At 70.2% G+C, this 24737-nt stretch carries 23 protein-coding genes, 1 pseudogene and 1 riboswitch; of the genes and pseudogenes, 15 read left to right on the forward strand and 9 right to left on the reverse strand.

What is annotated here, in order from left to right:
• Positions 1–2 precede the first annotated feature (2 nt).
• Positions 3–971 (reverse strand): ABC transporter permease subunit, encoded by a 969-nt coding sequence (locus tag ACFYQ5_RS06135; RefSeq protein WP_389193795.1) that lies wholly within the window; start codon positions 969–971, stop codon positions 3–5.
• Positions 968–1912, reverse strand: a complete 945-nt coding sequence (locus ACFYQ5_RS06140; RefSeq protein ID WP_389193798.1) for an ABC transporter ATP-binding protein — start codon at positions 1910–1912, stop codon at positions 968–970. The genes ACFYQ5_RS06135 and ACFYQ5_RS06140 overlap by 4 nt, the downstream gene beginning before the upstream one ends.
• A gap of 133 nt (positions 1913–2045) precedes the next feature.
• Between ACFYQ5_RS06140 and ACFYQ5_RS06145 the strand changes: the two genes are divergently transcribed.
• Both ACFYQ5_RS06145 and ACFYQ5_RS06150 read left to right on the forward strand, forming a co-directional pair.
• Positions 2046–2846, forward strand: a complete 801-nt coding sequence (locus ACFYQ5_RS06145) for an alpha/beta fold hydrolase (RefSeq protein WP_389193802.1) — start codon at positions 2046–2048, stop codon at positions 2844–2846.
• Entirely contained in the window at positions 2843–4096 is a 1254-nt protein-coding gene (locus ACFYQ5_RS06150; RefSeq protein ID WP_389193805.1) for a PP2C family protein-serine/threonine phosphatase, read from the forward strand. The genes ACFYQ5_RS06145 and ACFYQ5_RS06150 overlap by 4 nt, the downstream gene beginning before the upstream one ends.
• 135 nt (positions 4097–4231) lie before the next feature.
• On the opposite strand, the gene ACFYQ5_RS06155 is transcribed toward ACFYQ5_RS06150, so the two are convergent.
• The 4 genes from ACFYQ5_RS06155 to gcvT form a co-directional block, all read right to left on the reverse strand.
• Positions 4232–5617, reverse strand: a complete 1386-nt coding sequence (locus ACFYQ5_RS06155; RefSeq protein WP_389193808.1) for an L-serine ammonia-lyase — start codon at positions 5615–5617, stop codon at positions 4232–4234.
• Positions 5618–5773: 156 nt separating this feature from the next.
• Positions 5774–7033, reverse strand: coding sequence for a serine hydroxymethyltransferase (gene glyA / locus ACFYQ5_RS06160; protein ID WP_389193811.1), 1260 nt, complete (start codon positions 7031–7033; stop codon positions 5774–5776).
• A gap of 19 nt (positions 7034–7052) precedes the next feature.
• Positions 7053–7430 (reverse strand): glycine cleavage system protein GcvH, encoded by a 378-nt coding sequence (gcvH, locus tag ACFYQ5_RS06165; protein WP_351275341.1) that lies wholly within the window; start codon positions 7428–7430, stop codon positions 7053–7055.
• A 111-nt stretch (positions 7431–7541) separates the two neighbouring features.
• Positions 7542–8666 carry a glycine cleavage system aminomethyltransferase GcvT gene (gene gcvT / locus ACFYQ5_RS06170; protein ID WP_389193815.1) on the reverse strand — a complete coding sequence of 375 codons (1125 nt, stop codon included), beginning with the start codon at positions 8664–8666 and terminating at the stop codon, positions 7542–7544.
• A 167-nt stretch (positions 8667–8833) separates the two neighbouring features.
• A riboswitch (glycine riboswitch) is annotated at positions 8834–8931 on the reverse strand.
• 173 nt (positions 8932–9104) lie between these two features.
• On the opposite strand from gcvT, the gene ACFYQ5_RS06175 reads away from it, so the two are divergent.
• The 10 genes from ACFYQ5_RS06175 to ACFYQ5_RS06220 all read left to right on the forward strand — a co-directional run bounded on the left by ACFYQ5_RS06175 (position 9105) and on the right by ACFYQ5_RS06220 (position 20085).
• Complete coding sequence (locus ACFYQ5_RS06175) at positions 9105–9794, forward strand: AAA family ATPase (protein WP_389193818.1); 690 nt, start codon at positions 9105–9107, stop codon at positions 9792–9794.
• 203 nt (positions 9795–9997) lie between these two features.
• Positions 9998–10774: an enhanced serine sensitivity protein SseB gene (locus ACFYQ5_RS06180; protein WP_389193821.1), complete on the forward strand. Its 777-nt coding sequence runs from the start codon at positions 9998–10000 to the stop codon at positions 10772–10774.
• 153 nt (positions 10775–10927) lie between these two features.
• Positions 10928–11722: an enhanced serine sensitivity protein SseB C-terminal domain-containing protein gene (locus tag ACFYQ5_RS06185; RefSeq protein WP_389193824.1), complete on the forward strand. Its 795-nt coding sequence runs from the start codon at positions 10928–10930 to the stop codon at positions 11720–11722.
• A 380-nt stretch (positions 11723–12102) separates the two neighbouring features.
• A complete protein-coding gene (locus tag ACFYQ5_RS06190) occupies positions 12103–13095 on the forward strand; it encodes an ABC transporter permease (protein WP_389193827.1) in 993 nt (330 codons plus the stop codon).
• A gap of 46 nt (positions 13096–13141) precedes the next feature.
• The gene (locus tag ACFYQ5_RS06195; RefSeq protein WP_389193830.1) at positions 13142–14902 is read left to right on the forward strand and encodes an ABC transporter substrate-binding protein; all 1761 of its coding nucleotides are present in this window, start codon (positions 13142–13144) and stop codon (positions 14900–14902) included.
• A 90-nt stretch (positions 14903–14992) separates the two neighbouring features.
• On the forward strand, positions 14993–15982 hold the full coding sequence (locus tag ACFYQ5_RS06200) for an ABC transporter permease (protein WP_351275327.1): 990 nt from the start codon (positions 14993–14995) through the stop codon (positions 15980–15982).
• A complete protein-coding gene (locus ACFYQ5_RS06205; protein WP_389193834.1) occupies positions 15979–17073 on the forward strand; it encodes an ABC transporter ATP-binding protein in 1095 nt (364 codons plus the stop codon). The genes ACFYQ5_RS06200 and ACFYQ5_RS06205 overlap by 4 nt, the downstream gene beginning before the upstream one ends.
• Positions 17070–18476, forward strand: a complete 1407-nt coding sequence (locus ACFYQ5_RS06210) for an ABC transporter ATP-binding protein (protein WP_389193837.1) — start codon at positions 17070–17072, stop codon at positions 18474–18476. The genes ACFYQ5_RS06205 and ACFYQ5_RS06210 overlap by 4 nt, the downstream gene beginning before the upstream one ends.
• Before the next feature lie 18 nt (positions 18477–18494).
• Positions 18495–19166, forward strand: coding sequence for a trimeric intracellular cation channel family protein (locus tag ACFYQ5_RS06215; protein WP_389193840.1), 672 nt, complete (start codon positions 18495–18497; stop codon positions 19164–19166).
• Between the two features lie 52 nt (positions 19167–19218).
• Entirely contained in the window at positions 19219–20085 is an 867-nt protein-coding gene (locus tag ACFYQ5_RS06220) for a thioesterase family protein (RefSeq protein ID WP_389193843.1), read from the forward strand.
• A 22-nt stretch (positions 20086–20107) separates the two neighbouring features.
• Here ACFYQ5_RS06220 and ACFYQ5_RS06225 read toward each other — a convergent pair.
• Both ACFYQ5_RS06225 and ACFYQ5_RS06230 read right to left on the reverse strand, forming a co-directional pair.
• Positions 20108–20865: pseudogene (locus ACFYQ5_RS06225) on the reverse strand (alpha/beta fold hydrolase).
• A complete protein-coding gene (locus ACFYQ5_RS06230; RefSeq protein WP_389193846.1) occupies positions 20862–21503 on the reverse strand; it encodes a TetR family transcriptional regulator in 642 nt (213 codons plus the stop codon). The pseudogene ACFYQ5_RS06225 and the gene ACFYQ5_RS06230 overlap by 4 nt, the downstream one beginning before the upstream one ends.
• Positions 21504–21608: 105 nt before the next feature.
• Here ACFYQ5_RS06230 and ACFYQ5_RS06235 point away from each other — a divergent pair, with 105 nt between their 5' ends.
• Both ACFYQ5_RS06235 and ACFYQ5_RS06240 read left to right on the forward strand, forming a co-directional pair.
• Positions 21609–21764, forward strand: a complete 156-nt coding sequence (locus tag ACFYQ5_RS06235; RefSeq protein ID WP_099174352.1) for a hypothetical protein — start codon at positions 21609–21611, stop codon at positions 21762–21764.
• Between the two features lie 14 nt (positions 21765–21778).
• Positions 21779–22069 carry a DUF4190 domain-containing protein gene (locus ACFYQ5_RS06240; RefSeq protein WP_389193849.1) on the forward strand — a complete coding sequence of 97 codons (291 nt, stop codon included), beginning with the start codon at positions 21779–21781 and terminating at the stop codon, positions 22067–22069.
• Positions 22070–22077: 8 nt separating this feature from the next.
• Here ACFYQ5_RS06240 and ACFYQ5_RS06245 read toward each other — a convergent pair whose 3' ends face one another.
• Complete coding sequence (locus ACFYQ5_RS06245) at positions 22078–22671, reverse strand: TetR/AcrR family transcriptional regulator (protein WP_389193852.1); 594 nt, start codon at positions 22669–22671, stop codon at positions 22078–22080.
• Positions 22672–22820: 149 nt separating this feature from the next.
• Here ACFYQ5_RS06245 and ACFYQ5_RS06250 point away from each other — a divergent pair, with 149 nt between their 5' ends.
• Positions 22821–24659 carry a protein kinase gene (locus ACFYQ5_RS06250; protein WP_389193855.1) on the forward strand — a complete coding sequence of 613 codons (1839 nt, stop codon included), beginning with the start codon at positions 22821–22823 and terminating at the stop codon, positions 24657–24659.
• Positions 24660–24737 lie beyond the last annotated feature (78 nt).

Consider the following 24737-nt stretch of genomic DNA (forward strand, 5'->3'; position numbering starts at 1 on the left):
CCCTACAGGGGACGCCGGGAGGCCCACCACAGGGCGAACGCGGTCAGCACGGCGGTGCCGGCCAGCAGGATGCCGGCGCCGGTCCACTGCATGGCGGCCATCTGGTCGTACTCGAGGAACTCGTAGACGTTGTTGACGATGCCCAGCTTCTCGATGCACGCGTTCGTGGCCTTCTCGGTCGCCTCGGCGCACGAACCCCATCCGTGCAGGCGGCCGTCGGCGGTCCCGACCCAGCGGTCCACCTCGTACGCGTCATCGAGGCGCGCGGGGTATTCGGCGTCCAGCGGATACGTGAGCGTGCGCGGCGCGGCCAGGTGGACCCGGAGCATGGCCCAGGCAGTCTGCGCGGCCACACAGAAGACGAAGGTGGCGACCATGGAGGCCAGGACCCGGCGGACCAGGATGCCGATCGTGAAGCCGGCCGCGGTCAGGAACAGGGCGAGCGCGGGCAGGACGGGGCCGGTGGTGTCGAAGACCGAGGTGTCCATCCAGATGTCCGGGAGGACCGAACGGTGGGGCCGCCACCACCAGCTGAAGACCGCGGAGAGCAGCGAGCAGGCCACCAGGGTGATCAGGAGGCACCAGCCGAGCTTCGCGACGAGCCAGCGGCGGCGCGTCACGGACTGCGTGGTGACGAGTTGCGCGGTGCCCTGCTCCTGGTCGGCGGCGATCAACGGGGCGCCGAAGAAGACGGCGAGGATGCCGGGCAGCAGACTCAGCCAAGAGGTGAGCCGGCTGTAGCTGTCGCCGACCACAGGCTGCGGCACGGTCTTCCCGGGCCAGCCGGCGGCGGCGAGCGCGTCGGCCAGCTGTGCGCGCTGGTACACGATCCAGAGCGAGCCGAGCACCGTCAGGGCGAGGACGCAGAGCAGTGTGGTCCGGTGCTGACGCAGGACCAGCCAGGTGAGCCCGCGCAGCATCCTCGGACGGGCGGTACGCGCGGTCGGGGTACCGGTCAGGGTGGTGCTCATGCGACCCTGGTCCCTTCGGTCTCGATCTGCGCGCCGGGTGTGTACAGCGCGGGGGCGTCCGGTGAGCGCAGGTGCGCGAGCAGCACTTCCTCCAGGCTGGGCTCGGCCACCTGCCAGTCCCCGGGCAGCGGGCCGTCGGTCCGCACCATCGCCTGGAACTGCCGCCCTTGCACGCGCTTCTCGATGACCGTGTGACGGGCCAGGGCGGCGGGCAGGTCACCGTCCTCGGCCAGCCCGGTCACCAGGGTGTGTGCCGGGACCAGCGCGTCGGCGTCACCGGCCATCCGGATCCGGCCGTCGGCGACGACCAGCAGGTAGTCGCACATGTCCTCCAGCTCGGCCAGGATGTGCGAGGACATCACCACCGTGGTGCCGCGCTCGACGGCCTCGGCCATCAGCAGGGTGCTCATCTCGTCGCGGGCCAGCGGGTCGAGATCCGCCATCGGCTCGTCGAGCAGCAGCAGATCCGGGCGCTTGCCGAAGGCCAGCGCGAGGGCGACCCGCGTGCGCTGCCCACCGGAGAGCGTCCCGACCGCTGCGCCCATCGGCACATCGGCCCCGCGCACGATCCGCTCGGCCGCCGCCCCGTCCCAGCCGGGGTTGAGCTCCCCGCCGATCCGCAGCGTCTCCGCCACGCTGAACCGCTTGAACATCGGCTTGTCCTGCCCGAGGAACGCGAACCTCGGCATCACCCCGGGGTCATCCACCGGTACGCCGAACACCCGCAGTTCGCCCTGTGTCGGCGTCACCTGACGGGACGCCAGGCGCAACAGGGTGCTCTTCCCCGCCCCGTTGGGCCCGACGAGGCCGCAGATCCGCCCGGCCGGCAGCCGGAAGGAACAGTCCCGCAGCGCCCAGCCGCGCCGGTAACGCCTACCCAGCCCGTAGGCCTCCAGGGCCCATGAGCCCGGGCTGCCGCCCGGATCGCTCGTCTCCGTCACCTTGTCTCCGCCTCAATTCCATTAGTCAATTAATGGAATGATGGTCATCGCGGGTCGTGGGTGTCAAGTGCTGGTGGGCCGTCCTCCTCCGGGAGATCAGGCCGTCAAGCGCCGGGAGTGTCAGGATGTTCTTATGGACGTCCGGAAAAGGAACCGGGTATCGGTGACGGGCCGGGAGAGCGGCCCGGTGGTGATGCTGGCCCATGGATTCGGATGCGATCAGAACCTGTGGCGGCTGGTCGCGCCCGCATTGGAGGAGCGCTTCCGGGTGGTCCTCTTCGATCATGTGGGGGCGGGGCGCTCGGACGTGTCCTCCTGGAGCCCCGAGCGGTACTCCACCCTGGACGGCTACGCGCAGGACGTGATCGAGATCTGCCAGGAGCTCGGCCTCGGACCCGTGGCCTTCGTCGGGCATTCGGTCAGTTCCATGATCGGCGTCCTTGCCGCCGTGCGGGAGCCCGGGCTCTTCGACAAGCTGATCCTGCTCACTCCGTCGCCGTCGTACATCGACGACGGCGACTACCGGGGCGGATTCAGCGAGCAGGACATCGACGAGCTGCTCGAGTCGCTGGACAGCAACTACCTGGGCTGGTCCGCGACGATGGCACCGGTGATCATGGGAAACCCGGAGCGCCCCGAACTGGGTGAGGAACTGACCAACAGCTTCTGCCGAACGGATCCGGAGATCGCCAAGGCCTTCGCCAGAGCGACCTTCCTGTCCGACAACCGGGCGGATCTCGCCGAGGTGACCGTTCCGACGCTCATCGCCGAGAGCGCGCACGACACGATCGCCCCGCGAGAGGTGGGCGCCTTCGTCCACGCGCAGATCCCCGGCAGCGAACTGGTCACCCTGGACTCCACGGGCCACTGCCCGCAGCTGAGCGCCCCCGAGGAGACGGCCCGAGCGATCATCGACTTCGTGCAGGGGCCGTGAGGGTGGGCCCGGGCGGCGAGGGATCCGACGCGTCCTGGGCGGCGGGAGACCGTGTGCAGGAACAGCTGCCGTTCTCCGCCCTGCTGGAGGACAGCGCGGAGGACCTGTACGAGAACGCGCCGTGCGGCTACCTCTCCACACTCATGGACGGGCGGATCGCCAAGGTCAACGGAACCCTGCTGAGATGGCTCGGCCACCGTCGCGAGGAGCTGATCGGCCACAGGCGGTTCTCCGACCTGCTGACCATCGGCGGCAGGCTGTACCACGAGACGCACTTCTCACCGCTGCTGCGCATGCAGGGCGAGGTCAGCGGCATCGCCCTGGAGCTCAAGGCCGCAGACGGCAGCCGGTTGCCCGTCCTGGTCACCTCCACCGTGAAGCGGGACGGCGACGGCGAACCACTGCTGATCCGCACCACCCTCCTGGACGCCCGCGACAGACGTACCTACGAGCGCGAACTCCTACGGGCCCGGCAGGCGGCCGAGCACGACCGCGAACGCGTGCAGCGCCTCGCCTCGACACTGCAGCGCACCCTGATCCCGCCGGCCCTCCAGCCGGTTCCGGGCCTGGACGTCGCCGCGCGGTACCACTTCGCATCCCCCGACGAGGTGGGCGGGGACTTCTACGACCTGTTCCCGCTGGCCGCCGGACGCTGGGGGTTCTTCATGGGTGACGTGCGCGGCAAGGGCGCGGACGCGGCCGTGGTGACGTCCCTGGCGCGGTACACCCTGCGAGCCGCGGCGGTCTCCGATCCGGTACCGGCCACGGTCCTGGCCAACCTCAACACCGTGCTGAACCACGATTTCCAGGAAGACGAACCGCCTTTCTGCACCGTGATCTTCGGCCTGCTCACCCTCCGGGCGGACGACGGGGGATTCCATGTCGTCCTGGCCAGTGGCGGCCACCCGCCGGCTGTGCTCCTGCGGTCCGACGGCAGCGCCGACTACGTGTCCACGCCGGGCGGTCAGCTGGTCGGAGTCGTACCGGACGCGCAGTTCACCACGGCCACCGTGGACCTGGGGCCCGGGGACACGCTGCTGCTCTACACCGACGGTCTGACCGAGGCACGTACGACGGGCGCGGGCGAACGCTACGGCGACGAAGCGCTCCTGGACTTCGCGCGGGCCCTCGCACCCACCTCGGCTCCCGGTGCCGTCGAAGCGCTCACCGCACTCCTGGGCTCGTTCGGCGAGGGGCTCGACGACGACACCGCGCTCCTGGCGATGAGCGTGCCCCCCGCCGGGCGATGACCTGTAGCGGTGGTTCGTCGGCGACCGACGCGCGTCCGGTCAGCCGTCACCTCCGGTGGAGGCGCCAAGAACTCCCGACCAGCCGGCACCGACCAGCGCTGAACGGCGTGAACGCGCTGACCAGGACGGACGTGCCTAACACTCGATGATGTTCACCGCGAGCCCGCCCCGCGCCGTCTCCTTGTACTTCACGGACATGTCGGCGCCGGTCTCCTTCATGGTCTTGATGACCTTGTCCAGGGAGACCTTGTGGCTGCCGTCGCCGCGCAGCGCCATCTTGGCGGCCGTGACCGCCTTGACCGCCGCCATGCCGTTGCGTTCGATGCACGGGATCTGGACGAGGCCGCCCACCGGGTCGCAGGTCAGGCCCAGGTTGTGTTCCATGCCGATCTCGGCGGCGTTCTCCACCTGCTCGGGGGAGCCGCCCAGGACCTCGGCGAGGGCGCCGGCGGCCATGGAGCAGGCGGAGCCGACCTCGCCCTGGCAGCCGACCTCGGCGCCGGAGATGGAGGCGTTCTCCTTGAAGAGCATGCCGATCGCGCCGGCGGCCAGCAGGAAGCGGACCACGCCGTCGTCCTTCTCGGCCTCGGTGCAGCCGTCCGCCGCGAAGTTCATCCAGTAGTGCAGGACGGCGGGGATGATGCCCGCCGCGCCGTTGGTCGGGGCGGTGACGACACGGCCGCCGGCGGCGTTCTCCTCGTTGACGGCCATCGCGTAGAGGGTGATCCACTCCATCGCGTGCGTCTGGGGGGCGCCCTCGGCGCGCAGCTGGCGGGCCGAGTTCGCGGCGCGGCGGCGGACCTTCAGACCGCCGGGCAGGATGCCCTCGCGGGACATGCCGCGTGCGACGCAGGCCTGCATGACGCGCCAGATCTCCAGCAGACCGGCGCGGATCTCGTCCTCGGTACGCCAGGCCTTCTCGTTCTCCAGCATGAGCGAGGAGATGGACAGGCCGGTCTCCCGGGCGAGCCTCAGCAGCTCGTCGCCGGTGCGGAAGGGGTGCTTCAGGACGGTGTCGTCCGGGACGATCGGGTTCTCGCCGGCCACGGCGTCCTCGTCGACGACGAAGCCGCCGCCCACCGAGTAGTACGTCTTCTCCAGGAGCGGGGCGCCCTCGTGGTCGTACGCGAGGACCGTCATCCCGTTGGCGTGGTACGGCAGGGCCTCGCGCCGGTGCAGGACCAGCTGCTCGTCGGCGTCGAACGGGATGTCGTGCATGCCGAGGAGGTTGAGGCGGCCCGAGGCGCGGATCTCCTCGACGCGGGCGTCGGCGCCCTCGACGTCGACCGTGCGGGGCGACTCGCCCTCCAGGCCCAGCAGGACGGCCTTGGGGGTGCCGTGGCCGTGGCCGGTCGCGCCGAGCGAGCCGTACAGCTCGGCCCGGATCGACGCGGTGTGGGCCAGCAGGCCCTCGTTCTTGAGGCGGCGGGCGAACATGCGGGCCGCGCGCATCGGGCCGACCGTGTGGGAACTGGACGGACCGATGCCGACCGAGAAGAGGTCGAAGACCGAGAGGGCCACGGGGGTACTCCTAAGGCGTTGGTGGACGTCGTTGTCCGCCGGGTGGTGCGGGACGGGCCGGGTGGGCCCGGGAGCGCGGGGCAAAGGGGTGGGGGCACCGGGCTCACTGTGTTCAGTGTGCGCGATGCCCCCACCCTGCGTGCAAACGGCGGGTGACTACTTGACGCCGGGGTACAGCGGGAACTTCTCGGCCAGCGCGGTCACACGGGCCTTCAGGGCGTCGGCGTCGTACGCGGGCTTCAGCGCGGCCGCGATGATCTCGGCGACCTCGGTGAAGTCCTCGGCCTGGAAGCCACGGGTGGCCAGGGCCGGCGTACCGATCCGCAGACCCGAGGTGACCATCGGGGGCCGCGGGTCGTTCGGGATGGCGTTCCGGTTGACCGTGATGCCCAGCTCGTGGAGCCGGTCCTCGGCCTGCTGACCGTCCAGCTCGGAGTTGCGCAGGTCGACCAGGACCAGGTGGACGTCCGTGCCGCCGGAGAGGACGGAGACACCCACCTCGGTGACGTCCGGCTGCACCAGGCGCTCGGCGAGGATGCGGGCACCGTCCAGGGTGCGCTGCTGGCGCTCCTTGAACTCCTCGGTCGCCGCGACCTTGAAGGAGACGGCCTTGGCCGCGATCACGTGCTCCAGGGGGCCGCCCTGCTGACCGGGGAAGACCGCCGAGTTGATCTTCTTGGCGAGCTCCTGCGTCGACAGGATCACGCCACCGCGCGGACCGCCGAGGGTCTTGTGCGTGGTGGTGGTGACGACGTGGGCGTGCGGCACCGGGTTGGGGTGCAGACCCGCGGCGACCAGGCCCGCGAAGTGCGCCATGTCGACCATCAGGTACGCGCCGACCTCGTCCGCGATGCGGCGGAAGGCGGCGAAGTCCAGCTGGCGGGGGTAGGCGGACCAGCCGGCCACGATGAGCTTCGGCTTCGACTCCTTGGCGAGGCGCTCGACCTCGGCCATGTCCACGACGCCGGTGTCGTCGACGTGGTACGGGACCACGTTGTAGAGCTTGCCGGAGAAGTTGATCTTCATGCCGTGGGTCAGGTGACCGCCGTGGGCCAGGCTCAGACCCATGATCGTGTCGCCCGGCTTCAGCAGCGCGAACATCGCGGCGGCGTTGGCCTGCGCACCCGAGTGCGGCTGGACGTTCGCGGCCTCGGCGCCGAAGAGCGCCTTGATGCGGTCGATCGCGATCTGCTCGACCACGTCGACGTGCTCGCAGCCACCGTAGTAGCGGCGGCCGGGGTAGCCCTCGGCGTACTTGTTGGTGAGGACGGAGCCCTGCGCCTCCATGACCGCGACCGGAGCGAAGTTCTCCGAGGCGATCATCTCGAGGGTGGACTGCTGACGGTGGAGCTCGGCGTCGACGGCGGCGGCGACGTCCGGGTCCAGCTCGTGGAGGGAGGAGTTGAGAAGCGACATCAGTGGGTCCCTTGGGGTCTCAGTTGCCGGAGAACGCGGTGTACTCGTCGGCGGAGAGAAGGTCTTCCGGCTCCTCCGCGACGCGCACCTTGAACAGCCAGCCGCCCTCGAAGGGGGCGGAGTTCACCAGCGACGGGTCGTCCACGACGTCCTGATTGGCCGCGGTCACCTCGCCGGTCACCGGCGAGTACAGGTCGCTGACCGACTTGGTCGACTCCAGCTCACCGCAGGTCTCGCCCGCGGTCACCGTGTCACCGACCTCCGGGAGCTGGGCGTAGACGACGTCACCGAGCGCGTTGGCCGCGAACTCGGTGATGCCGACCGTGGCCACGCCGTCCTCGAGGGCCGACAGCCACTCGTGCTCCTTGCTGTACCGCAGCTGCTGGGGGTTGCTCATGACCTGAATTCTCCTGTACGCGGGGGAGTGCTGATGAACGGTGGTCTTACGGTGTGAGACACGAATGCGTCACGTGCCCGGCGCGCCGTGCCCCGTGCGCGCCGCGCCGCGTCACTTACGGCGCTTGTAGAAGGGCAGCGCCACGACCTCGTACGGCTCGTGCGTGCCCCGGATGTCGACCCCGACACCCTCGGTGCCGGGCGCGGCGTGGGCCGCGTCCACGTAGGCCATGGCGATCGGCTTGCCCAGGGTGGGCGACGGCGCGCCGGAGGTGACCTCGCCGACGACCTCCCCGCCGGCCACGACGGGATAACCGGCGCGCGGCACCCGGCGGCCCTCGGCGACCAGGCCGACGAGCTTGCGGGGCGGGGAGGTCTCCGCCCGCTCCGCTGCGGCCGACAGGGCCTCGCGGCCGACGAAGTCGCCCTCCTTCTCGAACTTCACGACCCTGCCCAGGCCCGCGTCGAAGGGTGTCAGCGCGGTGGTCAGCTCGTGGCCGTACAGCGGCATGCCCGCCTCCAGGCGGAGCGTGTCGCGGCAGGAGAGCCCGCAGGGGATCAGGCCGTACGGCGCACCGGCCTCGGTCAGGGCCTTCCACAGCTGCTCGGCGTCGGCGGGGGCCACGAAGAGCTCGAAGCCGTCCTCGCCGGTGTAGCCCGTACGGGCGATGAGCGCGGGGACTCCGGCGACCGTTCCGGGGAGTCCGGCGTAGTACTTCAGTCCGTCCAGGTCGGCGTCCGTGACCGACTTCAGTACGGCGGGGGAGTCGGGGCCCTGGACGGCGAGCAGCGCGTACGCGTCGCGGTCGTCCCGGACCTCGGTGTCGAAGCCCTCGGCGCGCTCGGTGAGGGTGTCCAGGACGAGCTGGGCGTTGCCCGCGTTCGCGACGACCAGGTACTCGGGGGCCTCGGGCTCGCCGAGGCGGTAGACGATCAGGTCGTCCAGGATCCCGCCGTCCTCCGCGACGATCATCGTGTAGCGCGCCCGGCCCACGCCGACGGTGGCGATGTTGCCGACCAGCGCATAGCTCAGGAAGGCCGCCGCCTGCGGCCCGGTGACGGTGATCTCGCCCATGTGCGACAGGTCGAACAGGCCCGCCCGGGTGCGTACGGCGTTGTGCTCGTCGCGCTCACTGGCGTACCGCAGCGGCATGTCCCAGCCCGCGAAGTCGGTCATGGTCGCGCCCAGGGACCGATGCAGGGCGTCGAGGGCGGTGAGACGGGGGGCAGTGCTCATGGACATGGCTCCAGGGCATGACGACAGGGGGTGGATCCCTCCCCATCTGTCATCGGAACCTGAGAGGTTCGCCGAGAGCCCCTGAAAGGGTCCTGACCGGGACAGCCCTGTCAGGTTCGGCTTGCACCTTGGGTGGAGCCGCAGAGCGGCCCGCTTTTCAGATCTGCCTCATCCACGCGGTACGGGGCCTGAGAGATTCAAGGGAGGAACTTGCTCCTTCGGCGCCCGGCGCACACAGTGACCGGGACTCTCCCGCGCGGATTCAAACGGCCGGTATGCAGTTGGCGGGGTCATCATCGCACGCATTGGGGGAGAGTGGGGCGTCGCGGTCGGGGCCGGCCCCGGTCCCGACACGTGCGGGTGGAACCGGTTGTGCCGCATTACCTTTTCTTTACACTTCTTGGGCAGGTCAGTGGGGGACTCGGCAGGGGGAAGGCGATGACGTTGCAGCACTACGCGACTACCGCGGGAGCGGCACGCGGTGCGATGCCCCAGCAGCCGGGCGGGCCCGCCCGGGAGCGGAGGGGCGGGCCCGCACCGGTGGTGCGTGATCTGCGGGGCAGCGGTGGCCGCGGGCCGCGGGGTCTGGACTTCGCGGCCGGTGATGTGGTGGTGGTCTCGGGGCTGCCCGGCAGCGGGAAGTCGACGCTGATCCGGCGGGCGGTCCAGGAATACGCGATCGACTCCCAGGACACCAGGGACCGCTGGGCGGCCAGGCTGCCCCGGTTACTCCCGTACGCCCTCTACCGCCCCCTGGTGCGCGCCGCGCACTACGCCGGGCTGTGGCGGGCCCTGCGGTCGGGCGGATCCGTCGTCGTGCACGACTGCGGCACGCAGGCCTGGGTGCGGCGCTGGCTGGCGCGCGAGGCCCTGCGCCGTGGCAGCGCGCTCCATCTCGTCCTGCTCGACGTCACCCCTCGGGTGGCCAGGCAGGGGCAGCGGGAGCGGGGCCGTGGGGTGTCGGGATACGCGTTCGCCCGGCACCGGCGCGCGGTCGGACGGCTGCTGCGCGACACCCGGAGCGGTGTGCTGCCGCCGGGGTGTGCCTCGGCGGTGCTGCTCGACCGGGAGACGGCGGCCGCGATCGACAGGATCTCCTTCCCGGAGGCGCGGCTCCCGCAGGAGTGACCACGCCTCCCAGGGGGGCGCGGCGGCGCGGCCCGAGGTGTCACCGTTCGCATACGCACAGTTCGCGGACCTCCCCCGGGCTGTCCGGAATCTGGACCGTGCGGCGGGCCGGGACGCGGCTCCCGCCTGCGGCGCTGCCTTCGACGCGCGGGCCGGTCTAAGGTTTCAGCCGCACAGCATGGCGAGAAAGGGACACATACACCGTGGACATTCCGGCTCAGGCCCAGGCCCCGTCGCACCCACCGCAGGGATGGCCGGCCAACGAGCTCGAAGAAGTGCTCAGCGCCTCGCTCGGCGTACCCGGGGCGGGCGGACGGCTGGTCGAGGTACTCGGCCGCAGCCAGATCTGGGTGCCCCTGCCGAACGGCGGTGGGCCCGACAGCGCCGATCTCGACCTGCCGACGGTCGACATCGGCGGTGGTGCGTACGTCCCCGTGTTCAGCTCCGAGGCGCAGTTCCTCCAGTGCGTCGGCACCCATCTCTCCTTCACCGTCGCGCCCGCACGCGAGTTCGCCCGTGGCCTTCCCCCGCAGCTCGGTATGGCGGTCAACCCGGGCGGGGCCGTCGGGATGCCGTTGCCGCCGCCCGCCGTCGCCGAGCTCTGCCGGGCCGGGCGCACCCCGCTGGACGGTCCCGCGAGCGGCGGCCGGGTGCGGCTGTACGAGCCCGACTGGAAGGAGGACCCCGTCGACTTCCTGGCCGCGGTGTCCGCCGAATTCCAGGGGACCGGCGTGGTGAGCACCGCGCGCCGGGCACTGGCCAGCATCGAGGGCGACAGCCCCGTCCTCTTCGTCGGCGTCGAGTTCGCCGTACGGGACGCCGCGGAGCAGAGCGTCCCGCTGGAAGCCCTGGGCCGCGCGCTGGGCCGTGTGCAGGCGCCCTGGCAGGTCAACCTCCTCCTGCTCGACGTGGCGCAGGACCCGGTCGGTGACTGGATGATGGAGAAGGTACGCCCGTTCTACCGGCGCGACGGGTACTGAACTCGGCAGCCCCTGCTGCCACGTGGCGTCAAGCCGGTGTCAGGGGCGGCGCATAAGCTGGTTGGATGGCGAGGCCGCCCCGTGTGCCCGGGAGCGGCACCACAGCACCGTGCAGCATGCGGGAACAGCGGATCGATGAGGGGCGGGACCAGGGTGAGTGCGTCAGGCACCGCGGCGGCCGGGCAGGTCGAGCACATGCTTCGCCAAGTGACCCCCGGGCGGCTCGACGCGTACGAGGCGCTCCTGCGGTCCCTGGCGGACGGCCCGGTGTGGATGCTGCTCTGGCACGGCATGGCGGGCTCCCCCGACGCCCAGTACGGCAACATGGAGATCGAGGGCCAGGGCTACGCCCCGTGTGTGACCTCCGCCCAGGAGCTCTCGGCCAGCGGCTGGAACAGGGCCCACGAGGTGACCACCGGCCGCGACATCGCCCGCGCCCTCTTCCCCGACCGCTGGGGCATCTGGCTCAACCCGCACGCTCCCGGCGGCGGCGTCGGCATCCCGTGGCTGGACCTGCGCCGCATCGCCACCGGCCTCGACCGGATGCCCGCGGGACCGCTGCGGCTCTCCGAACCCGCCATCGAGATCCCGCAGTTCTACGCCCTGCTGACGCAGAACGCCCACCGCACCCCGGCTGTCCGCGCGCTGCGCCGCGCCTGGGTGCAGCCCGCGCTCGGCGTCCCGTACCTCGCGATCGGGCTCGACCTCTACGACACCGGCCGTCCGTCCGTCGACGCGGTCCGCGCGATGATGCAGCAGTCGATCGGCGTGGTCCCCGACGGTCTGCCCGTCTCCACGGTCTCGTTGTCCGACGAGTACGACCCCGTCGCGATGTGGCTCAACGCCAACGCCCGGCCGTTCTACGACCGCGAGGCCCACGCCCCGGCACCCGCGCCCCCCGGCTACGGCTATCCGCCGGCCACCGGCCCGGCACCGCGCGCGTACTGAGGGAAGCGTGACCGCGGTCCCGGATCGTGGCTCCGGTCTCCGCTCCGGACCGCCGGTCAATTAGTCACCTGTACAACGCAGTCGGGCGTCATGCCCGTTATAGCGGATTAGTGACCGAGACGTACGCTCACCAAGCATGGTTGTCCGGATAACGGAAGCCTCTTGGCAGCATCACGTTTGAGCAAACATTCCCCGTCAGGTCTGGCGGGTGATCGCAAAGTGGTTGAAGACTCCACACAGCAGGTGCTCCATGCCCGGCGAACCCCCGTTTCAAACGGGGCGGTTCGGTCATGCCTGAGTGCATCTGTCATGTTTTGTTAGAGCCGCTACAGCGGCGGTCACAGGCCGGCCACCGTCGGCCGAGAGGGGTCTCCAGCGCAATGACGGCACCGATCGAGACCACCGGGGCGGACGCGTCGCCCGAAACGGTGCTGGAAGGCGCCGGGCGCAAGGAGATCGAGGGCCGCTCGCTCGGCCGGATCGCCTGGACGCGTTTCAAGCGGGACAAGGGCGCGATGGCCGGTGGCATCGTTGTCGTGCTGCTGATCCTCACCGCGGTGCTCTCCAAGCCGCTCCAGTCCCTCCTCGGGCTCGACCCCAACGCGTTCAACCAGAGCTTGGTCGACCCCGTCCTGCTGGCGCCCAAGGGCGCCCTCGGCGGGATCAGCTGGGACCACCCCCTCGGAGTCGAACCGCAGACCGGACGCGACATCCTGGCGCGCATCCTCGAAGGCTCCTGGGTCTCCCTGGTGGTCGCCGTCGGCTCCACGCTGCTCTCGGTCGTCATCGGCGTCGTCATGGGCGTCGTGGCCGGGTTCTACGGCGGCTGGGTGGACAGCTTCATCAGCCGGCTGATGGACACCTTCCTCGCCTTCCCGCTGCTGCTCTTCGCGATCTCCATCTCCGCCTCCCTGCAGGGCAACGCCTTCGGGATGGAAGGGCTCACGCTGCGGATCGCGGTCCTGATCTTCGTGATCGGCTTCTTCAGCTGGCCCTACATCGGCCGCATCGTCCGTGCGCAGACCCTGTCGCTGCGCGAGCGGGAGTTCGTCGAGGCCGCCAGGTCACTGGGCGCACGCGGCCCGTTCATCCTCTTCCGCGAGCTGCTGCCGAACCTGATCGCGCCGATCCTCGTCTACGCGACGCTGCTGATCCCCACGAACATCCTCTTCGAGGCCTCGCTGTCCTTCCTCGGCGTCGGTATCGCACCGCCGCAGGCGTCATGGGGCGGCATGCTCACGCAGGCGGTCGACCTCTACGAGGTGGACCCGATGTTCATGGTCATCCCCGGTATGGCGATCTTCATCACCGTGCTGGCCTTCAATCTGCTGGGGGACGGGCTGCGTGACGCACTCGACCCTCGTGGCAAGTAATAACGCGGCAGTGCCGCACCGGACTAGCGAGGGGGCTTTCCTCAGCATGCAGAACAGAAAGACAGCAGCGGCCATAGCCGTGGCCGTAGCGGTGTCGCTCGGCGCGTCGGCGTGCAGCGGCAGTGACTCGGGCGGTGACAGCAACGGCGGTGGGGGCAACGCCAAGGCTGACGCCGGTCTGACGAGCATCGTCAACGCGACCGACAAGAAGGGGGGGACGGTCACGTACGAGCACTCCAGTGGCCCCGACTCCCTGGACCCGGGCAACACGTACTACGGCTGGGTGCAGAACTTCTCCCGCCTGTACGGCCGTTCGCTGGTGACCTTCAAGCCGGCCGCCGGCAAGGAGAGCCTGGAGGTCGTTCCCGACCTGGCCACCAGCCTCGGCAAGGCCAGCGACGACGCCAAGACCTGGACGTACACCCTCCGCAAGGGCGTGAAGTTCGAGGACGGCACCGAGGTCACCTCGAAGGACGTCAAGTACGCCGTCGAGCGCTCCAACTTCGCGCCGGAGGCCCTGTCCAACGGCCCGACGTACTTCAAGGCCTACCTTGAGGGTGGCGACAAGTACAAGGGCCCGTACAAGGACAAGTCGGCCGACGGTCTCAAGTCCATCGAGACGCCGGACGACCACACGATCGTCTTCAAGCTGAACAAGCCCTTCGCGGACATGGACTACCTCGCCGCCTTCTCGCAGACCGCTCCGGTCCCGCAGAAGGCCGACACGGGTGCCAGCTACGTCCAGAAGATGGTCTCCTCCGGCCCGTACAAGTTCTCGGCGTACGACGAGAGCAAGGGTGCGACGCTCGTCCGCAACCCCGAGTGGGACGCGAAGACGGACCCGATCCGCAAGGCTCTGCCGGACAAGATCGAGCTCAAGTTCAACGTCAACGCCACCACGGTCGACGACCACCTGCTCAACGACGTGACCACCGCGGACATCGCGGGCACGGGTCTGCAGTCCAAGACGCAGCCCAAGGTCCTGGTCAAGGCCGACGAGAAGGCGAAGACGGACAACCCGTACGCCGGTGCCCTGCAGTACATGGCGCTGAACGTCAACGTGAAGCCGTTCGACAACGTCGAGTGCCGCAAGGCCGTCCAGTACGCCGTCGACAAGCAGAGCCTGATCGACTCGATCGGTGGCTCGGTCAAGGGTGACCCGGCGACCACGGTCATCCCGCCGACCGTCGCCGGTTACAAGAAGTTCGACCTGTACCCGACCGAGGGCAACAAGGGCGACGTCGCCAAGGCGAAGGCGCACCTGGCCAAGTGCGGTAAGCCCAAGGGCTTCAAGACCACGCTGACGGCGCGCTCCGACCGTCCTGACGAGATCACCGCCGCCACGCAGCTCCAGGGCAGCCTGAAGGCGATCGGCATCACCGCCGAGATCAAGCAGTTCCCGGCGGACAAGTACTTCACGGACTTCGCGGGCGTCCCCGAGTGGGTCCACAAGAACAACGCGGGCATGATGATGATGCAGTGGGGCGCCGACTGGCCGACCGGCTTCGGTTTCCTGGACCAGATCGTGAACGGATCGGCCATCAAGCCGTCCGGCGGCACGAACCTGATGGAGCTCGACGACAAGGGCGTCAACGACCTCCTCGTCAAGGGCATCGGCACCGTCGACACCACGGCGCGCAACGCGGCGTGGGGCGAGGTCGACCAGAAGGTCATGGAGAACGCCTCGGTCGTTCCCCTCGTCTACCGCAAGAACCTGCTCTACCGTCCGGCCTCCGCGGCCAACGTCACGGTCACGGACGCCTACCTCGGCATGTACGACTACGTGCTGATGACGTCCACCAAGTAACACCTGTTCATCGACAGCATCCCTTGAAAGGCAGGTGAAGGCGCCGGGCCGGCGGGCATACCCCGTCCGCCCGCCCGGCGCCGCACGGCTGTGGCTGCGTACATCATCCGACGCGTATTCGCCGCGGTGTTGCTGCTGCTGGTGGTCAGCGCAGTCACGTTCGCGATCTTCTTCCTGGTCCCCCGCCTCGGCGGGCAGACCCTCGACTCGATGGCCGCCCAGTACGTCGGGAAGAGCCCTGACCCCGACGTCATCGCCGCGGTCAAGAAGAACCTGGGGCTCGACCAGCCCCTCTACCTGCAGTACTGGAACTTCGTCAAGGGCATCGTCGTCGGTGCCGAATACCAGTTCGGCCCCGACCCGGTCACCTGCAACGCCCCGTGCTTCGGTTACTCCTTCAAGACCCACACCGAGATCTGGCCGCAGCTCGTCGACCGCATCCCGGTCACGCTGTCGCTGGCCGTCGGTGCCGCGGTCATCTGGGTCGTCTCCGGTGTCGCGATCGGTGTCCTCTCCGCGCTCAAGCGGGGATCGTTCTTCGACCGCGTCTCCATGGGTGTCGCCCTCGCCGGCGTCTCCCTGCCGATGTTCTTCACCGGCCTCGTCGTCCTGGCGCTGTTCGGGAACGGGGAGTACGTACCGTTCGCCGACAACCCCGTCGCATGGGCGGGCAGCCTCGTCCTGCCCTGGTGCACCCTCGCCCTGCTCTACTCCGCGCTCTACGCCCGGCTCACCCGGGCCGGGATGCTGGAGACGATGGGCGAGGACTACATCAGAACCGCGCGGGCCAAGGGCCTCAAGGAACGCAAGGTCGTCGTCAAGCACGGGCTGCGTTCGGCGCTCACCCCGCTCGTCACGATCTTCGGTATGGACTTCGCGCTGCTGCTCGGCGGCGCGGTCATCACCGAACGGGTCTTCTCCTTCCAGGGGCTGGGTGCCTTCGCCATCCAGGGCGTCACCACCGCCGACCTGCCCAAGGTGATGGGCGTGACCCTGGTCGCCGCCTTCTTCATCGTCATCTGCAACCTGCTGGTGGACCTCGTGTACGCCGCGATCGACCCCCGGGTGAGGCTCTCATGAGCGACGCAATCAAGAAGGACTCCCCGGCGGCGGACGCCGTTCCGGCCCCGCGCTCCGGCGACGGCGACGCCAAGGAATTCCTCTCCGTACGCAACCTCAGCGTCCACTTCGACACCGACGACGGCCTGGTCAAGTCCGTCGACGGCGTCAGCTTCGACCTGAAGGCCGGCCAGACCCTCGGCATCGTCGGCGAGTCCGGCTCCGGCAAGTCCGTGACCTCCCTGGGGATCATGGGTCTGCACACCTCGGAGCGCGCCCGGATCGGCGGCGAGATCTGGCTCGACGGCGAGGAGCTCATCGGCGCCGGCCCCGAGCGGGTACGCACGCTGCGCGGCCAGAAGATGGCCATGATCTTCCAGGACCCGCTGTCCGCCCTGCACCCGTACTACAGCATCGGCGTGCAGATCGTGGAGGCCCACCGGGTCCACAACAAGGTCGACAAGAAGACCGCGAAGAAGCGCGCGGTCGAGATGCTCGACCGCGTCGGCATCCCCGAGCCGCACCGTCGGTACGACGACTACCCGCACCAGTTCTCCGGCGGTATGCGCCAGCGCGCGATGATCGCGATGGCCCTGGTCAACAACCCGCAGCTGCTCATCGCGGACGAGCCGACGACCGCCCTCGACGTCACCGTCCAGGCGCAGATCCTCGACCTCATCCGCGACCTGCAGAAGGAGTTCGGCTCCGCGGTCGTCATGATCACCCACGACCTCGGCGTCGTCGCCGAGATCGCGGACAACCTGCTCGTGATGTACGCGGGACGCTGCATCGAACGCGGCAGCGCCGAGAAGGTGTTCTACGAGCCCCAGCACCCCTACACCTGGGGCCTGCTCGGCTCGATGCCGCGCATCGACCGGGAGCAGACCGAGCGGCTCATCCCGGTCAAGGGCTCGCCGCCCAGTCTCATCAACGTCCCGTCGGGCTGCGCCTTCCACCCGCGCTGCCCGTACGCCGACGTCCCGCCGGACAACATCACCCGCACCGAGCGCCCGGAGCTGCAGCAGGTCAGCGACGGGCACCACTCCGCGTGCCACATGTCGCGTGAGCAGCGCGACCGGATCTGGACCGAAGAGATTGCGCCGAAGCTGTGACTGATCTGAACAAGAAGACTCCCGCGTCCGCCGCGGCCGGGTCGGACGGGTCCGGGTCCGAGCCGCTCCTCAAGGTCGACGGACTGGTCAAGCACTTCCCGATCACCAAGGGCATTCTGAAGCGCAAGGTCGGTGCGGTCCAGGCCGTGGACGGGCTCACCTTCGAGGTGCGCCCCGGGGAGACCCTGGGTGTCGTCGGCGAGTCGGGCTGCGGAAAGTCGACCATGGGCCGGCTGGTGACCCGTCTGCTGGAGCCGACCGGCGGCAAGGTCGAGTTCCAGGGCCGCGACATCACCCACATGTCGGCCGGGCGCCTGCGTCCGATGCGCCGTGACATCCAGATGATCTTCCAGGACCCGTACGGCTCGCTGAATCCGCGCCACACGGTCGGCGGGATCGTCGGAACCCCCTTCCGGCTCCAGGGCGTCAAGCCCGAGGGCGGTGTGAAGGCGGAGGTCCAGCGGCTGCTGGAGCTGGTGGGGCTCAACCCCGAGCACTACAACCGCTATCCGCACGAGTTCTCCGGCGGTCAGCGTCAGCGCATCGGCATCGCGCGGGCGCTCGCTCTGAAGCCGAAGCTGGTCGTCGCTGACGAGCCGGTCTCGGCGCTGGACGTGTCGATCCAGGCGCAGGTGGTGAACCTGCTGGACGACCTCCAGGAGGAGCTCGGCCTCACCTACATGATCATCGCGCACGACCTGTCGGTCATCCGGCACGTCTCGGACCGCATCGCGGTGATGTACCTCGGCAAGATCGTCGAGCTCGCGGACCGTAAGTCGCTGTACGAGGCGCCGATGCACCCGTACACGAACGCGCTGATGTCCGCGGTGCCGGTGCCGGACCCGCGCCGGCGCGGCGCCAAGAGCGAGCGCATCCTGCTCAAGGGCGACGTCCCGTCGCCGATCTCGCCGCCGAGCGGCTGCCGCTTCCACACCCGGTGCTGGAAGGCGACGCAGGTCTGCAAGACGACGGAGCCGCCGCTGCTCCAGCTGAAGACCGGGCACCAGGTGGCGTGCCACCACCCGGAGAACGGCGAGGACCAGGCGCCGGGGGACGCTCCGCTCGTCGCGGACGTCATCACGGTGAAGTCGACGGTGGCGGCCGAGCCGGTCGCGACGCCGGAGGCGGAGGAAGCGGGCACGCCGGACGAGGCTCCCGCGCCTGCCGCACCGGAGAGCGCGGAGAAGCCCGCCGAGCCTGCCGAATCGGAGAGCCCGGAGAGCCCGGAGAAGCCTGCCGAGCCCGCCGAATCGGAGAGTCCGGAGAAGCCTGCCGAGCCCGCCGAGTCGGAGAGCGCGGAGGAGTCCGCCGAGCCCGCGGCGTCCGCCGAGTCCGCTTCCGACAAGGACGGCAAGGGTTCCGCCGCACCGTCCAAGGGTGCGGAGGACGAGCCGGAGAAGTAGGACCGGCACAATTGCCCGGTGCTCAACGAACTCTTCACCCCCTCCGTCCAGCATGCGCTCGACATCATCGGGATCTTCGTCTTCGCGATCTCGGGCGCCCTGCTCGCCGTACGCAAGAACTTCGATGTCTTCGGCATCGCGGTCCTCGCCGAGGTGACAGCGCTGGGCGGAGGGATTTTCCGTGACGTGATGATCGGTGCGCTGCCACCGGCGGCCTTCACGGACCTCGGCTACTTCGTGACCCCGCTGCTCGCCGCCGGCCTGGTCTTCTTCCTCCACCCGCACGTGGAGCGGATCCAGGTCGGCGTCAACGTCTTCGACGCGGCAGGGCTGGGACTCTTCTGCGTATCCGGCACGATCAAGGCGTACGAGTACGGCCTCGGCCTCACCTCGTCCGCCGCCCTCGGGCTGGCCACAGCGGTCGGCGGCGGTGTGCTGCGCGACGTCCTGGCCAACGAGGTGCCCTCGCTGCTGCGCTGGGACCGCGACCTGTACGCCGTGCCCGCGATCGTCGGCGCCGGCATGGTCGTCCTCTGCATCCGCTTCGAGACCCTCAACGCCTACACCAGCGGTGCCGCCGTGATCGCCGCGTTCGTCCTGCGGCTGATGGCCATGCGCTTCCACTGGCGGGCCCCGCGCGCCTACAACAGGCGCTCGGCCACGGCGGAGGAAGCTCCGTCCGTCATCTGACGGAAAACAAAAAGCTACCGCTCAGTAATACGATCGGTGTACCGTGCATGCCATGGCACAGGCAGCAGCGCAGGAGTCGCGCGCAGTACAGGCGACCATCGGTGACAGCGAGTTCGACCGCGACACCGCCGTCACGCGCCGGGAGGAAGGCGTCTACGACGCGGAGCTCTCCGCGGGCTGGACGATCATCCGCGCGGTCAACGGCGGCTACCTGCTCGCCATGCTGGGCCGCGCGCTCGGTGAGGCGCTCCCGCACTCCGACCCCTTCTCCATCTCCGCGCACTACCTCACGGCCTCCGTCCCCGGCCCCGCCGTGATCCGCACCCAGGTCGTCCGCACCGGCCGCACGCTCTCCACCGGTGAGGCCTCGCTCTTCCAGTTCGCGGAGGACGGCACGGAGGTCGAACGCATCCGGGTGCTGGCCACCTACGGCGACCTGGACGGCCTGGCCGGTGAGATCCGCACGGCGGCCGAGCCGCCGGCCATTCCGCCCCTGGAGCAGTGCCTCGGAACGGACGACGGGACGGCGCCGATCCCCGGCAGTTCCGCCATCACCGAACGGCTGGACATCAAGCTCGACCCGGCGACGGTCGGCTGGGCCGTCGGCGCGCCGTCGGGCAAGGGGGAGATGCGGGGCTGGTTCGGGCTCGCGGACGGCCGTGACGCGGATCCGCTCTCGCTGCTCCTCACCGTGGACGCGCTGCCGCCGACCTCGTTCGAGCTGGGGCTGAAGGGCTGGACGCCCACCATCGAGCTCACCACCCACATCCGCTGCCGCCCGGCCCCCGGGCCGCTGCGTGTCTCGATCACCACCCGTAACCTCGCGGGCGGTTTCCTGGAGGAGGACGCGGACGTCTGGGACAGCGCCGACCGCCTCGTCGCCCAGTCCCGTCAGCTGGCCCGCGCGCCCCGCGGCTGAACCCCGCCGAGAGGGCGGCCGGTCACGGAGTCGTACGCAGGAAACGGGTGAGGGCCGCGGTGAGCTCGGCGGGGGTGTCCTCCTGGACGAGATGTCCGGCCCCGTCGATCAGTCGCAGTTCGGCACCCGGGGCTCCAGCTCGCCGTAGCGGTGCTGGATCTCGTCAGTGAACCGCTGGTCGTTCTGGGCGATCTGCCGGTAGAAGGCGGGCTGCCCGGCCTCGGTGCACCAGGGGGCGACGAGCCTGTCCAGTACTGCCGGATGCAGTCCCCGGTGGCTCGCCGAGCCGACGTACTCGGTCACCAGTGCCCGGTGCAGCTCCGGCGACAGCTCGCCGAAGACCTCGGCCCGGCCGCCGAGCAGACGGTAGGCCGGTGACCCCCACGGGGCCAGTGCCACCGGGTCGACGAGAGCGAGGCGACGGTAGCGGGCGCCGTGCAGGAGGTGCGCGCGCAGGGCGACACAGCCTCCGAAGTCATGGGCGGCCACGGCCGGTTCCTCCAGCCCCCAGTGATCGAGGAGCTCGGTGAGCACCCGGGCCTGGGAGCCCAGCGACACGTCCTGGCCGGCGTACTGCGCGGAAGTGCCGTAACCCGGCAGGTCCCACACGTGGACGCGGTGGTCCTGCGCCAGCGCCCGTGCGATGCCGCGCCAGACGTACGAGGAGAAGGGTGTGCCGTGCACCAGGACGACGGGCGGGGCCTGCTCGGGGCCGAGTACGTCCCAGCGCACCTCGCCCGAGGAGCCGGTGAAGGTCCGGTTCAGAGTCCAGTCGCTCATGACGCCGGCCCTACGGCCGGACTGTCCAGCCAGTGGGCCCTGCCCAGCGTGACCAGGCGCAGTCGGCGCCGCGCCACCCGGACGACCTCGGCCTCGCCCTCGGGGCCGGCGTCCAGCAGTGCCGACGCGGTCAGCACCATGTGATCGACGTACAGCCCGCCCAGCATCCGGAGGTCCTCCCGGTCCCAGCCCGTCGACTCCGGTTCCTCGCCGAGGACGTGGGCGACCTCCTCGGCGAAGCCGCGCAGCTGGGCGGCGATGACCTCGCGCACCTGCCTGACGCCGCCGTGCTGTTCACGGGCGATGAAGCGGAAGTGGGCCGGCTGAGCGCCGACATGACGTGCTATCAGCCCGACGCTGCGGTCCAGCCGCTCCTCGCTGTCCCCGGTGTCGGCGAGGATCGCGCCGATCATGCCGTGCAGGCTCCCCAGGGTCTCCTCGACGAGGGCGACGCCCAGTGCCGCGGTGCCGTCGAAATGGCGGTAGAAGGCGGTCGGGGTCACGCCCACGGCCCGTGTCACCTCGCGCAGCCCCAGACTGCTCAGGCTCTGGTGCTCCAGCAGTTCCAGGGCGGCGTCGAGCAGCGCCTGACGCGTCTTCAGCTTCTGGGCCTGGCGGATGCCGGTGATGTGACTCATGCCATTCAGTAAACAACCGTTCTCCGAGTCTTGGAAGGGGCACAGGGTCTAGACTCGTAAGTCAGTGAACAGTCGTGCTCTCAAAGCTCGCAGAAAGGCCCGGACATGTTCGTCCTCGTCGCCGCCCTGCTCCTGCTGGGGGTTGTCCTGGGAGCGGTCGCCCACCTGCCGCTCCCCGTGACCCTGACCGCCGCGGCCGTGATCGGTCTCTGGCTGGCGGTCTTCGGAGTCCGTGAACGCCTCGCCCGCCGCACCCGCTGAGAAGGAGCCGCACCATGACGCTCACCACCGCACGCACCGCGCGCACCGCTCCCGGTGGCGCCTCCGTGACCCGGGACGCCGACGGGCTCGCCGTTGCCTCGTTCGTGCTCGGGCTGCTCGGCCTCCTGGTGATGAACATCCTGCTCGGCCCGGTCGCCATCGTCATGGCGGTCGTCGCCCTCGCCCGCTCCACCGCCCGCCGGGGCCGCGCCCTGCTCGGACTGGCCCTCGGCGTCGCCGACCTGGTCGTTCTCGCCGTCCTGGTCACCGGAAACGGCACGGTCTCCTGGAGCCTCGCCGGCTGACCGCTCCCCTACGCGCGGACCGACCGCCAGATCTGCTCCGGCAGGAGGCGCGCCGCCTCGTCGAGGTCCACGTCGTCGATGCCCGACAGCGATCGCCGGGCCACGGCGACGACGGGGCCCATGACGAGGGACTCGATCAGGGGCAGGGGGAGCGGGGCGAGCTCCCCGGAATCGATGTGGAGCCGGATCCAGAGCGCCACTTCCGAGACCCTGGCCTCCTGGGCGTCGCGGAACTCCTTGCCCCGCGCCATGCCCTTGCGGTCGGCGAGCGGCGAGTGCAGGAGCAGGGCGGGCCCGCGGTGCTCCTGGGCGAAGGTCAGATAGGCCCGCACGGCGGCGGCGATGCCCGCACGCGCGGTGTCCGCGTCCTGCAGGGCTTTCGCGAGCTCGCCCAGCAGCCGGTCCAGCCAGCGGTGACTGAGGGCGCCGATGAGGCCGTCCAGGCTTCCGAAGTGGTGGTAGAGGCTGCCCAGGCTGACGCCGCTCTCCTGGATGACGGCGTTGACCGTGAGTCCCTGCTCGCCCGACGCGACGAACACGCGCAGTGCGGCGTCCAGGAGCAGATCGGAAGTGACTTCGCCGCGATGCTGCTTGGGGCTCATCGAGTGACCGTCCCTGTGGTTCGTGAGGCGGGGCTCTTCCGCGGTGAATTTCTAGAGTGATTTTCTAGAATAGGCTTCCGCTTCCAGTATCCACTGGTCAGACTTCCCCTGGAACGGAAAAGGTGTGTCACGGGGGAGTCGGTGTGGGCGTGTTGGACCTGACAGGCAGTGGAGCCAGGCCGCTGGAAGCGGATGACCCACGGCAGATCGGCGGCATCCCGCTCGCGGGCCGGCTCGGCTCCGGCGGCATGGGGCGTGTGTACCTCGGTGTCCACGAGGGCCGGTACGTCGCCGTCAAGCAGGTGCTGCCCTCGATCGCCGGCGAGGACCAGGACTTCGTCCGCCGTTTCGGGCACGAGCTGGACAACCTCTTCCAGCTGCCCGCCGAGGCCACCGCACCCCTGCTCGCCAGTGACCGCGACGCACGGCCCCCCTGGCTGGCGACCGCGTACGTTCCCGGTGTCACCCTGAGTAAGGCCCTCGAACTGCACGGGGGCCCGCTGCCCGCCCCCACCCTGTGGCTGCTGCTGCGCGAAGCCGCCGCTGGGCTCGTTCCGGTGCACGAGCTGGGCATGGTGCACCGGGACCTCAAGCCGTCCAACGTCATGCTGACGGTCGAGGGCGCCACGGTCATCGACTTCGGTGTGGCCCGGGCCTCCGAACAGAGCCAGCTGACCAGAAGCGGCATGGTGGTCGGGACGCCGGCCTACATGGCTCCCGAACAGGCCACGACCAGGCGGGATCTGAGCGGCGCCGCCGACGCGTTCGCGCTGGGATCGGTGATCGCCTACGCGGCCGGCGGAAGCCCGCCCTTCGGCGAGGAGTCCGGCCCCGCCGTGCTGTACCGCATCGTGCACGAAGAGCCTGACCTGGAGGCCGTACGGGCACTGGACCCCGCGCTCGCCGACGTCGTCGCGGCATGCCTCGCCAAGGACCCCGCGGCCCGTCCTACGGCCTCCGAGCTGGTGCGGCAAGCGGAGGAACACGGGCCGTTCGCAGCTCCCCTCTGGCCGGAATCCATCAGCGGGAACCTCGCGGAGAAGGCCGCCTTCGCGGCGCACGTCCAGGAGATCGAGCTGCCGGAACCCGAGTCCGTGGAGACGCTGCCCCTCGGTGGGAAGGCCCGCCCGAAGCCGCGCGAGCGCCGGCGGCGTACCCGTGTCTTCTTCGCCGTCGTCCCCGTCGTCGTGACGCTGGGCGGAGCGACACTCGCCGTCCAGCTCCTGCCCCACACCTTCGGGCCCGACGACCGCGCGGCGGCCGGGCCGACGGCCCCGGCCACCGCCCCGGCCGTGCCCGGGGCCTCCCCTTCGGGCATGAGCCCGTCCGGATCGGCGTCGCCGACGAAGTCGCCGACGGAGGAGGAGAAGGAGAAGGACGAGGGAGCCGAGGGGGGAGGCAAGGCGAAGGACGGGACTCCGGCCCCCGGCCCAGGAGGCGGTGACGACGCGGGCGGTTCCCAGGACGGTACGGGCGGACCCGGCGGCTCCGGTGGCAGCACCGGCGGAAGCGACTCCAGCGACTCCGGGGGCTCCAGTGCGTCCGGCGGATCCAGCACGTCCGGCGGGTCCAGCACGTCCGGTGGGTCCAGCACGTCCGGTGGCGCCGGGTCAGGCGGCGCCACCACGCCCTCCGGGACCCACCGCTATCGCAACGGTGACAACAACAAGTGCCTCGTCACCGTGTACAGCGGCACGGACGACGGCGACTGCGGCGACCCGAGCGCCACCTGGACCGTCCGGGCCCTGTCCGGGGGAAGCTTCGAGCTCGTCAACAAGCAGGGCGGGCGGTGTCTGTCCGCGAACATGCTCGGCCAGGCCGTCTTCGTGGGTGCGTGTGACCAGGCCGCCGCACGCCGCTGGCGCGCGGGATCGGGGGGCAGCATCGTGAGCGTCTCCAACGGCGGCTGTCTCGACCTGGCCTTCGGCGGAGGCATCGCCGCGAACACCTGCGCGGGGGAGGCGTCGCAACGCTGGACGGCGCTGTGATCCGGGCCTCCCGAGCGCTGTCACGGCGCCGGTCGGGGGCGCCGGACGCGCCGGTGCGCTGGGGCAGGGTGCCGGTCC

The organism is Streptomyces sp. NPDC005794 (assembly GCF_042871445.1).
In the GTDB taxonomy this organism is placed as follows: Bacteria; Actinomycetota; Actinomycetes; order Streptomycetales; family Streptomycetaceae; genus Streptomyces.

What these genes read in the sequence shown, in the direction of transcription:
- ACFYQ5_RS06135 (WP_389193795.1), bottom strand. Translation starts at nt 971, where the DNA reads ATGAGCACCACCCTGACCGGTACCCCGACCGCGCGTACCGCCCGTCCG.
- ACFYQ5_RS06145 (WP_389193802.1), top strand. Translation starts at nt 2,046, where the DNA reads ATGGACGTCCGGAAAAGGAACCGGGTATCGGTGACGGGCCGGGAGAGC.
- glyA (WP_389193811.1), bottom strand. Translation starts at nt 7,033, where the DNA reads ATGTCGCTTCTCAACTCCTCCCTCCACGAGCTGGACCCGGACGTCGCC.
- gcvH (WP_351275341.1), bottom strand. Translation starts at nt 7,430, where the DNA reads ATGAGCAACCCCCAGCAGCTGCGGTACAGCAAGGAGCACGAGTGGCTG.
- gcvT (WP_389193815.1), bottom strand. Translation starts at nt 8,666, where the DNA reads ATGAGCACTGCCCCCCGTCTCACCGCCCTCGACGCCCTGCATCGGTCC.
- ACFYQ5_RS06175 (WP_389193818.1), top strand. Translation starts at nt 9,105, where the DNA reads ATGACGTTGCAGCACTACGCGACTACCGCGGGAGCGGCACGCGGTGCG.
- ACFYQ5_RS06190 (WP_389193827.1), top strand. Translation starts at nt 12,103, where the DNA reads ATGACGGCACCGATCGAGACCACCGGGGCGGACGCGTCGCCCGAAACG.
- ACFYQ5_RS06195 (WP_389193830.1), top strand. Translation starts at nt 13,142, where the DNA reads ATGCAGAACAGAAAGACAGCAGCGGCCATAGCCGTGGCCGTAGCGGTG.
- ACFYQ5_RS06205 (WP_389193834.1), top strand. Translation starts at nt 15,979, where the DNA reads ATGAGCGACGCAATCAAGAAGGACTCCCCGGCGGCGGACGCCGTTCCG.
- ACFYQ5_RS06220 (WP_389193843.1), top strand. Translation starts at nt 19,219, where the DNA reads ATGGCACAGGCAGCAGCGCAGGAGTCGCGCGCAGTACAGGCGACCATC.
- ACFYQ5_RS06230 (WP_389193846.1), bottom strand. Translation starts at nt 21,503, where the DNA reads ATGAGTCACATCACCGGCATCCGCCAGGCCCAGAAGCTGAAGACGCGT.
- ACFYQ5_RS06235 (WP_099174352.1), top strand. Translation starts at nt 21,609, where the DNA reads ATGTTCGTCCTCGTCGCCGCCCTGCTCCTGCTGGGGGTTGTCCTGGGA.
- ACFYQ5_RS06240 (WP_389193849.1), top strand. Translation starts at nt 21,779, where the DNA reads ATGACGCTCACCACCGCACGCACCGCGCGCACCGCTCCCGGTGGCGCC.
- ACFYQ5_RS06245 (WP_389193852.1), bottom strand. Translation starts at nt 22,671, where the DNA reads ATGAGCCCCAAGCAGCATCGCGGCGAAGTCACTTCCGATCTGCTCCTG.